Origin of the sequence: Micromonospora sp. BL1, assembly GCF_003667485.1 — a bacterium.
GTDB lineage: Bacteria > Actinomycetota > Actinomycetes > Mycobacteriales > Micromonosporaceae > Micromonospora > Micromonospora tulbaghiae.
In genome coordinates this window covers 1-9,125 of the sequence record NZ_RCVK01000404.1, presented here as the reverse complement: position 1 = coordinate 9,125, position 9,125 = coordinate 1, and the positions used below count along the sequence as shown (strand labels likewise).

Here is a 9,125-nt window from a genome sequence, read left to right as displayed (position 1 = left end):
GAGGTGTGGTGGGCGGCGGCGTGCTCGGTGGTGGCGTCGACGGTGGGGCGCTGGTGGACGGCGCGCCGGTGCAGGCGGTGCCGTTGAGCGTGAACGCGGCCGGGACCGGGTTCGACGCGTTGTTCCACGAGCCGTTGAAGCCGAAGTTCGCGGTGCCGCCGATGCCGATGGCCGCGTTGTAGCCGGCGTCGCGGGCGCTGACCTGCGCGCCGGACTGGCTGACCGTCGCGTTCCACGCCTGGACGACCTGCTGGCCGGCGGCGAAGCTCCAGCCGAGGGTCCAGCCGTTGACCGGGTCGCCGAGGTTGGTCACTGTCACGTCGGCGCCGAAGCCGCCGCTCCACTGGTTGGTGATCCGGTAGTCGACCCGGCAGGCGACGGCCGCCGCGGCGGCCGTCATCGTGGTGAGCGCGCCGGCCGACAGCGTGACCGCCGAGGCCGCGGCGAGCAGCGCGATCCGGCGGCGTGGGGTGGTGGGGTGCACGGGGAATGCCTTTCGCGGAGGTCAGGCACGCGACGGGGCCGGTCTGCCCGGACCGGCGGTTACGTGCCCTGACGCGACGGGCGACGTCAACACATCGACGTCGGTGATTCGGCTCCGCGCTCCGTCAGCCTAGGTCACCGCCGGACACCCCCACAAGCGCGACACAACGGTGGAGCGGCGGCCGGCGAGAAGGAATGGCCGAAACGCCGAGACAGAGCCCTCCCGGGCGACGGCGCGGCCGGGCGACGGCGCGGCCGGGCGACGGCGCGGCCGGGCGACGGCGCGGCCGGGCGACGGCGCGGTCCAGGGCCGCGAGCGGCTCAGCCCTCGACGGCGGCGGCGAGCTTCCGCGACTCCGCGTTCTCGGTGGTCTCGGTGGTCTCGGTGGTCTCGGCGGTAGCCACCGGCTCCCGGACCTGCCCCGACTTCGCGGCCTCCGCCGGCTCGACGGACTCCCCCGCCGCGGCTGGCTCCACCGCTTCGGCGGGCGACGCGGAGGCGATCGCGGCCTCGGCCGGCGCCGCGGAGGTCAGCGCCGCGTCGACGGTGGCGCGGGCCCGGCGGGCACGGCGCAGCGCCCGCACCGCCAGCCCGACGGCGACCAGCCAGGCGGCGCCGAGCAGCGCGTACACCACCACCGGCACCGAGCCGCCCACGCCGCCGGCGCTCAGCAGCGTGCGGGCGTTGGTCAGCACGATCACGCCGCCGATCACGGCACCGAGCAGCTGGGCGGGGACGATGCGGACCAGCCAGGCCGCGATGGGCGCGGCGATCAGGCCGCCGACCAGGAGCGCGGCCACAGTGGGCAACAGGAAGCCCTCGGAGCCGAGGCCGATCAGGAAGCCGATGCTGGCCGCGCCGGCCACCACGAACTCGGAGGTGTCCACCGAGCCGATGACCTTTCGGGGTTCCATCCGGCCGGAGACCAGCAGCGCCGGGGTGGCGACAGGTCCCCAGCCACCGCCGCCGGTGGCGTCGACGAAGCCGGCGACCAGGCCGAGCGGGGCGAGGAAGCGGCTACGCAGCCGGCCGGCGGCGCGGTTGGCGCGCAGCGGCCGGGAGAACCGCACCAGCAGGTACGCGCCGAGCGTGAACAGGATGGCGGCCATCCACGGCGCCGCCGCCTCGGTGGAGATGGAGCTGAGGAACGTCGCCCCGGCGAACGCGCCGATCGCGCCGGGCAGCGCGATCCGGCCGACCACCTTCCAGTCGACGTTGCCGAAACGCCAGTGCGAGACGCCCGCGGCGAGCGTGGTGCCGATCTCGGCCAGGTGCACCGAGGCGGACGCGGCGGCCGGCGCCACGCCGGCGAACAGGAGAAGCGTCGAGGAGGTCAGTCCGTACGCCATGCCGAGCGCGCCGTCGACGAGTTGCGCGGCGAGCCCGACGAGGGCGAGGACCAGCAGCTTGCGCACGAGCGCCCCCTGACTTTTCGGTATCTCCTATCAACTTGGTCGACAATGCGGCACGGAGGCGCCCCGGGTCAAGTCCCCCATCCGGTTGGTAGGAGACGCCGGACGGTGTGCCGGGGTGTGCGGAAGCTGCCGTCAGCTCCAGGCGCGCGGGTCGGCGGCCAGTTCGTTGACCCGGCCGGGCAGCGCGCCGGCGGCCACGTCGGCGATGGTGACCAGCTCGAGGATCTCCCGCTCGCTGGCCCGCAGCGCGATCCAGACGTCCTGCAACGCGCGGGCCGCACCCTGGTAGCCGAGCTGTTCCGGCCGCTGCCCGCGCACGTGCGCGAGCGGGCCGTCGATGACGCGGATCACCTCGGCCAGGGAGATCTCTCCGGCGGGCCGGGCCAGCCAGTAGCCGCCCTCGGGGCCACGCTGGGCGTGCACGATGCCGCCCCGGCGCAGTTGCAGCAGGATGCTCTCCAGGAACTTGGGCGGGATGTCCTGTGCGCGGGCGATCTGCTCGGCGGTCACCGGCCGGCTCCGCCCGGTGGTCCCCCGGTCCGCGACAGAGGCCAGCTCGGCGGCCGCGCGGAGGGCATAGTCGACCCGGGCGGAGAGACGCATACGGCCAGGTTAGTCCGCTGCCGTGCGCACCGGCCCCCCGACCCGCGCCCGGACGATCACCGGCCGGGCGTTCAGCCGCCGACGCGCCGCAGCAGCCCCTCCTGCACGGCGCTGGCGATGTGCCGGCCGTCGGTGGTGAACATCCGGCCCGTGGCCAGGCCGCGGGCGCCGGACGCGGACGGGCTCCAGCAGTCGTACAGGAACCACTCGTCGGCGCGGAACGACCTGTGGAACCACAGCGCGTGGTCGAGGCTCGCGCCGACCACACCGCCTGGCCCCCACACCTCGCCGTGCACCGACAGCACCGAGTCCAGCAGCGTCAGGTCGGAGGCGTACGTGAGGGCGCACGCGTGCAGCAGCGGATCGTCCGGCAGTTTGCCGTCCAGGCGCATCCACACCCGCTGGTGCGGTTCGGCCGGGCGGTCACCGGGGCGGACCCAGCCGGGCTCGCCGACGTAGCGCACGTCGATGGGGCGCGGGATCATCCCCCAGATGCCGAGCCGCTCCGGGTAGCGGGAGAGCCGGTCGGTCATGGTCGGCACGTCGTCCGGGCCGGGTACGTCCGGCGGGAGCGGGGCGTGGTGGTCCAGCCCCTCCTCCTGGCGCTGGAACGACGCCGACATGAAGAAGATCGGCTTGTCGTGCTGCAACGCCACCGAGCGGCGCACCGAGAAGGACCGGCCGTCGCGGACGTTCTCCACCTGGTACTCGATCGGCTCGGCCGGATCTCCGGGGCGCACGAAGTAGCCGTGCAGGGAGTGCACGGCCCGCTCCGCGTCGACGGTGCGGCCGGCCGCGACCAGGGCCTGGCCGGCGACCTGCCCGCCGTAGACCCGCTGCGGGCCCACCTGCGGGCTCATCCCCCGGAAGGTCATCTCCCCGGTACGGGCGAGGTCGAGCACCTCCAGCAGCTGGTCGACCGCCGCCTGCCCGGTCGCCACACCACTCACCGCGTCACCTTCGTTCGCGACTGCGGGGCTCGCAAACCCGGCTCACTCCTCGCGCTCACTGGAGAGCCCGGGCCGAGGCCGCATCGACGAGCGAGCCCAACTGGTGCACGCGCAGCGTGTTCGTGGAGCCCGGGGTGCCGGGCGGGCTGCCCGCCACGATCACCACGTAGTCGCCCGGGTTGGCCCGGTTGAGGCCGAGCAGCGCCTGGTCGACCTGGCGGAACATGTCGTCGGTGTGCTGGACGAACGGCATCAGGAACGTCTCCACGCCCCAGGAGAGCGCGAGCTGGTTGCGCACCTCCGGCACCGGCGTGAACGCCAGCAGCGGCAGGTCGCAGTGCAGCCGGGCCAGCCGCTTGACGGTGTCACCGGTCTGCGAGAACGCGACCATGGCCTTGGCGCCGATGGCGCGGGCGATCGACGAGGCGGCGACGGTGAGCGCGCCGCCGTGCGTACGCGGGTCGTGCTGCAGCCGGGGGACGGCGATCGAGCCGGCCTCGGTGGTGGTGACGATCTTCGCCATGGTGCTGACGGTGAGCACCGGGTACTTGCCGACGCTGGTCTCGCCGGAGAGCATCACCGCGTCCGCGCCGTCGAGCACCGCGTTCGCCACGTCGGAGGCCTCGGCGCGGGTCGGGCGCGAGTTCTCGATCATCGAGTCGAGCATCTGGGTGGCCACGATGACCGGCTTGGCGTTCTCCCGGCACAGCTGCACGGCACGCTTCTGCACCAGCGGCACCTGGTCCAGCGGCAGCTCGACGCCGAGGTCGCCGCGGGCGACCATGACGCCGTCGAAGGAGAGCACGATCGCCTCCAGGTGGTCGACCGCCTCCGGCTTCTCGACCTTGGCCAGGACGGGGCGGCGCACACCCTCCTCGTCCATGATCGAGTGGACGAGCTTGATGTCCTCCGGCGAGCGGACGAAGGAGAGCGCGACCAGGTCGACGCCGAGGCCGAGGGCGAAGCGCAGGTCCTCGGCGTCCTTGTCGGACAGGGCCGGGACGCTCACCGCGACGTTCGGCAGCGAGACGCCCTTGTTGTTGGAGACCGGGCCGCCCTCGGTGACCAGGCACCGGATGTCGTTGCCGGTGACGTCGCTGACCTCGACGGCGACCCGGCCGTCGTCGATCAGCAGGCGGTCGCCCGGCTTCACCTCCTGCGGCAGCTTGCGGTAGGTGCAGGAGACCCGCTCCTTGGTGCCCACCACCTCGTCGCCGGTGATCACGACGGAGTCGCCGGTGCGCCACTCGTGCGGGCCGTCGGCGAACCTGCCCAGGCGGATCTTGGGGCCCTGGAGGTCGGCGAGCACCGCGACCGGCTTGCCGGACGCCTCGGCCGCCTCGCGGACCAGCCGGTAGACCGACTCGTGATCCTCGTGACTGCCGTGGCTGAAGTTGAGCCTCGCCACGTTCATGCCTGCCTCGACGAGTCCCCTAATACGCTCCGGGGACGAGGTGGCGGGGCCGAGAGTGCAGACGATCTTCGCGCGGCGTGTCACGCCCATCAGGCTAGTCTCTCCTCCGGATCGGCCTCCCGGCCGACCCCTTGCGGACTGCGGAACATTTGTCCAACGACGCGCGTCAACCGCGTGGGCGGGCGGTAGGCGTACCGCACCGGGACGTCGTGTGGCGGGCATCGGCGACCGCGCGGTGAGAAATCGTACCGCTCCCCGTCACGGGTCGGCCCGGGGCACTGTGGGACCGTCGCGCCCGGCCGTCCGGCCGTCGGCGAGCACTGGGTACGCGGCAGCGAGCGGTGTCGTCGCAGGGGCGCGCGAGGAGCCTCAGCTCTCCGTCTTGACCAGCGGGAACTCCAGCGAGCCGGCCGGGCAGAGGAAGGTGAGCACCTCGACCCGGTAGAGCCCGGCCTGCACCGCCGGGTCGGCCTCCATGACGCTGCGGACGTCGTCCACCGAGCCGGTGCGGGCCAGGCCGAAACCGATCGGCGGGTCGGGTTCCCGGGCCGGGCCGTCCACGGACCCGTCCACGAGCACGATGCCGCGCCGTTGCAGCGCCCGCATGTGCTGGAGGTGCTCGGCCTGCAGCCGCTGCACGGTCTCGTCCGGCAGGGCCCGCCCGGAGGGCCCCGGGTAGAGCACGATGCACTCGTACGTGTCCAGCGCGAAGTCGAGCCGTGGCGTCGCGGCCATGCGCACCTCCTGACCACCGTCCCGCCCAGCCTCCCACGGCGGCCCGGTGCGCCGGGGCCGCTCGCCGCAACTACCAGTGCTTCGCCGCCGCGATCCGGGGAATGTCCAGGGGCCGGGGCGCAGTACCGCCCCGCGAGGCACGAACGAGCACAGGAGGACCGCGAATGGCCACCAGCACCCAGCCCGCCAAGGCGTCGGGCAGCTACCGGATCGGTGGCGACCTGCCGGTCGACCGCCTCGGCTACGGGGCGATGCAGCTCACCGGCCCCGGCGTGTGGGGTGACCCGAAGGATCCGGCCGAGGCGGTGCGGGTGCTGCGCCGCGCGTACGAGCTGGGCGTCACGTTCATCGACACCGCCGACTCGTACGGGCCGTTCGTCAGTGAGCTGCTGATCCGTGAGGCGCTGCACCCGTACGCCGACGACCTGGTCATCGCGACGAAGGCCGGGCTGACCCGCTCCGGTCCGGACGACTGGCGGCCGGTGGGCCGCCCGGAGTACCTGCGCCAGCAGTGCGAGCTGAGCCTGCGCCACCTGGGCCTGGACTGCATCCCGCTCTACCAGCTGCACCGGATCGACGCGAAGGTGCCGCTGGCCGACCAGCTCGGCGAGCTGGCGCTGCTGCGGCAGGAGGGAAAGATCCGGCACATCGGGCTGTCCCAGGTCAGCGTCGAGCAGATCGAGGCGGCCCGTGCGATCACGCCGATCGTGTCCGTGCAGAACCTCTACAACCTGGCCGACCGCAGCGCGGAGGACGTGCTGGCGCACTGCGAGCGCCACGACCTGGCGTTCATCCCGTGGTTCCCGATCGCCACCGGCAACCTGGCCCGGGCCGGCGGCCCGCTCGACGCGATCTCGACCGCACACGGCGCCAGCCCCGCGCAGCTCGCGCTGGCCTGGCTGCTGCGCCGGTCGCCGGTGATGCTGCCGATCCCGGGTACGTCGTCGGTGGCGCACCTGGAGGAGAACGTGGCGGCGGCCGAGGTGGAGCTGACCGACGACGAGTTCGAGGCGCTGGCCAAGGCCGCCTGACCCGGACGCCGCCCGGCCCTTTCGCGGAATGTGATCGAGCAACTACTGTCAGAGGGATTCTCGCGAGTGGGGGTCCGCTGTGGAGGAGTTCGACTACGTCATCGTGGGGGCCGGCGCGGCGGGGTGCGTGCTGGCGAACCGCCTCACCGAGGATCCAGGGACACGGGTGCTGCTGCTGGAGGCGGGCGGCTGGGACCGCAGCCCGTACGTGCGGGTGCCGAAGGCGTTCTCCCGGCTGATGGACGACCGGCGCACCGCCTGGCACTACCCCGCCACCATCGGGCCGGGCCGCCAGGAGATCTGGCAGCGCGGGCGGATGATCGGCGGCTCGACGTCGGTCAACGGCATGATCTGGAGCCGCGGCGCGGCCCGGGACTGGGACGCCCTCGCACCGCTGGGCTGGGGCTGGTCCGCCATGTCGCAGGTGTTCCCGCGGCTGGAGGACCACCCGCTCGGGCCCGCGCCGCACCGGGGCACGGGCGGCCCGGTGCGGCTGTCCGTCGCCACCGGCACCGACCCGCTCGCCGAGGAGATGGTGGCCACCGGCGCCGAGCTGGGCTGGCGCCGCGCCGACGACCTGGACGCCCACGACGACGAACGGATCGGCTACCCCACCGCCACCATCCACGCCGGACGCCGGGTCAGCGCCGCCGACGCGTTCCTGCACCCGGTGCGGCGCCGGCCCAACCTGACAGTCGAGGTCGGCGCCGTCGTCCTGCGGGTGCTCGTCGAGGGCGGCCGCGCCGTCGGCGTACGGGCGGCGCACGGCGGCCGGGACATCGAGTACCGGGCGGCGGGCGAGGTGATCCTCGCCGCGGGCGCGCTCGCCACACCGCATCTGTTGCAGGTCTCCGGCATCGGGCCGGCGGACACGCTGCGCGCCGCCGGGGTGCCGGTGCTGCTGGACCGGCCCCGGGTCGGCGCGGGGTTGCGCGAGCACCGGTCGATCGTGCTCCAGTACCGCCTCGCCGAACCCGGCGGCCACAACATGACCATCGGCAGCCCGCTCGGGCAGGCCCGGGCGACGCTGCGCTGGCTGCTCACCCGGGGCGGCCCGCTCGCCCTGCCGGTGCTGGACGTGGCGGCCCACCTCAAGTCCCGCCCGGAGCTGGAACGCCCGGACGCGCACCTGCTGATGGCGCCGTTCTCGGCCGCCCCGCCCCGGCCCGGCAAGGCGCTGGAACTGGAACGGGAGCCGGGTGTGATGTGCCTGGGCACCGTCACGCGGCCGGACAGCGAGGGCAGCCTGACGATCACCGACGCGGACCCGCGTACGCCGCCGGCCATCGTGGCGAACTACCTCACCACCGGGCACGACCGGCGGGTGGCGGTGGACCTGTTCCGCCGGATGCGGGAGTTCTTCGGCACCGGCCCGATCGCGAAGCGCATCCGCTCCGAGACGGTGCCCGGGACGGCGACCACTACCGACGCGGAGATCGTCGAGGCGGCCGTGGCGCGCGGCTACTGCGGCTACCACGCCATCGGCACCTGCGCGATGGGCGCCGGCGACGAGCACGTGGTCGACCCCGAACTGCGGGTACGCGGCGTGGACGACCTGCGGGTGGTCGACGCGTCGGTGTTGCCGGTGATGGTGGCCGGCTGGACCAGCGCCCCGGTGACCGCGCTGGCCTGGCGGGCCGCCGACGTGATCACGGGACGGGACGCGGGCTGAGCGACGGCCCGGCCGGACGTGCCCGGGCCTGCGCGACGGCGGGCCCGGGCACGTGTGTCAGACCGCGAAGCAGTTCGGCTGGACCGGGGCACCGGCGAGCACCTGCCGCACCGCCGTGTAAGTGGTGCCGTCCAGCACCAGCCCCAGGTGACCGACGACCCGCAGCGGGCACCACGCCTGCACCAGGATGTTCGTCGCGCCGTCGGCGAGCACGGCGTTGTCGACCGGCCGGACCAGCTCGTCCTGCCAGGTGCGCACGGTGGCCCAGCGCACCGGGCCGGGCGTGTCGTCCCCGGCGTTGAGGTCGGCCAGGAAGCTCGACCCGATGGTCATCTGCTGGCAGGCGATCACACCGGCGCAGCTGCCCAGCCCGAGGACGGCGACCAGGTTCGCGACGTAGGTGCCGTACTGCGGGCTGCCCAGGCTGACGTACTGGTCGACGGTGCCCGCGCCGCCGAGGTACTTGACGTACCAGCGGCTGACCAGGCCGCCCTCGGAGTGGCCGACCAGGTCGACCCGGGCCGCGCCGGTGGCGGCGCGCACCCGGTCCACGTAGGACGACAACGCCCGGGCGGACTCGCGGATGTCGCCGAGGCCGAGGTTCGGCAACTGGAAGATCGAGACCCGGTAGCCGTCGGCGCGCAGCCGGGCGGCGATCGGCTCGTACGCGATGGAGATTCCACTCAGGCCACCGACCACGATCACCGGGTCAGCGGCCGCGGCGGCGGCCCGTTCCGCGGCGGTGGCGACGGTGGCGGTGGCCGACGGGGCGGCGGGTTCGGGGGCGGCGGCCTGGGCGGCGGCCGGGACGAGCAGGACGG

General features: G+C 74.0%; 9 protein-coding genes. 2 read left to right on the top strand and 7 right to left on the bottom strand.

The window, feature by feature from the left end; all coding sequences use genetic code 11:
• The 6 genes from EAD96_RS29795 to EAD96_RS29770 form a co-directional block, all read right to left on the bottom strand.
• The coding region (locus EAD96_RS29795; RefSeq protein WP_199733340.1) for a cellulose-binding domain-containing protein at positions 1-484 on the bottom strand (484 nt) is incomplete at its 3' end.
• A gap of 320 nt (positions 485-804) precedes the next feature.
• Positions 805-1,899, bottom strand: coding sequence for a sulfite exporter TauE/SafE family protein (locus EAD96_RS29790; RefSeq protein WP_121686570.1), 1,095 nt, complete (start codon positions 1,897-1,899; stop codon positions 805-807).
• A gap of 132 nt (positions 1,900-2,031) precedes the next feature.
• Positions 2,032-2,502 carry an Rrf2 family transcriptional regulator gene (locus EAD96_RS29785; RefSeq protein WP_120568875.1) on the bottom strand — a complete coding sequence of 157 codons (471 nt, stop codon included), beginning with the start codon at positions 2,500-2,502 and terminating at the stop codon, positions 2,032-2,034.
• A 71-nt stretch (positions 2,503-2,573) separates the two neighbouring features.
• Positions 2,574-3,443 (bottom strand): acyl-CoA thioesterase II, encoded by an 870-nt coding sequence (locus EAD96_RS29780; RefSeq protein WP_013287530.1) that lies wholly within the window; start codon positions 3,441-3,443, stop codon positions 2,574-2,576.
• A 64-nt stretch (positions 3,444-3,507) separates the two neighbouring features.
• On the bottom strand, positions 3,508-4,956 hold the full coding sequence (gene pyk, locus EAD96_RS29775; RefSeq protein WP_120568873.1) for a pyruvate kinase: 1,449 nt from the start codon (positions 4,954-4,956) through the stop codon (positions 3,508-3,510).
• A 279-nt stretch (positions 4,957-5,235) separates the two neighbouring features.
• Complete coding sequence (locus tag EAD96_RS29770) at positions 5,236-5,601, bottom strand: YciI family protein (protein ID WP_013287532.1); 366 nt, start codon at positions 5,599-5,601, stop codon at positions 5,236-5,238.
• Positions 5,602-5,765: 164 nt separating this feature from the next.
• Between EAD96_RS29770 and EAD96_RS29765 the strand changes: the two genes are divergently transcribed.
• A complete protein-coding gene (locus EAD96_RS29765) occupies positions 5,766-6,632 on the top strand; it encodes an aldo/keto reductase (RefSeq protein WP_120568872.1) in 867 nt (288 codons plus the stop codon).
• A gap of 79 nt (positions 6,633-6,711) precedes the next feature.
• The gene (locus EAD96_RS29760) at positions 6,712-8,304 is read left to right on the top strand and encodes a GMC family oxidoreductase (RefSeq protein WP_120568871.1); all 1,593 of its coding nucleotides are present in this window, start codon (positions 6,712-6,714) and stop codon (positions 8,302-8,304) included.
• Positions 8,305-8,361: 57 nt separating this feature from the next.
• Here the strand turns inward: EAD96_RS29760 and EAD96_RS29755 are convergent, their stop codons facing one another.
• Positions 8,362-9,120 (bottom strand): alpha/beta fold hydrolase, encoded by a 759-nt coding sequence (locus tag EAD96_RS29755; RefSeq protein ID WP_233586230.1) that lies wholly within the window; start codon positions 9,118-9,120, stop codon positions 8,362-8,364.
• Between the last annotated feature and the right edge of the window lie 5 nt (positions 9,121-9,125).

What these genes read in the sequence shown, in the direction of transcription:
- EAD96_RS29785 (WP_120568875.1), bottom strand. Translation starts at nt 2,502, where the DNA reads ATGCGTCTCTCCGCCCGGGTCGACTATGCCCTCCGCGCGGCCGCCGAG.
- pyk (WP_120568873.1), bottom strand. Translation starts at nt 4,956, where the DNA reads ATGGGCGTGACACGCCGCGCGAAGATCGTCTGCACTCTCGGCCCCGCC.
- EAD96_RS29770 (WP_013287532.1), bottom strand. Translation starts at nt 5,601, where the DNA reads ATGGCCGCGACGCCACGGCTCGACTTCGCGCTGGACACGTACGAGTGC.
- EAD96_RS29765 (WP_120568872.1), top strand. Translation starts at nt 5,766, where the DNA reads ATGGCCACCAGCACCCAGCCCGCCAAGGCGTCGGGCAGCTACCGGATC.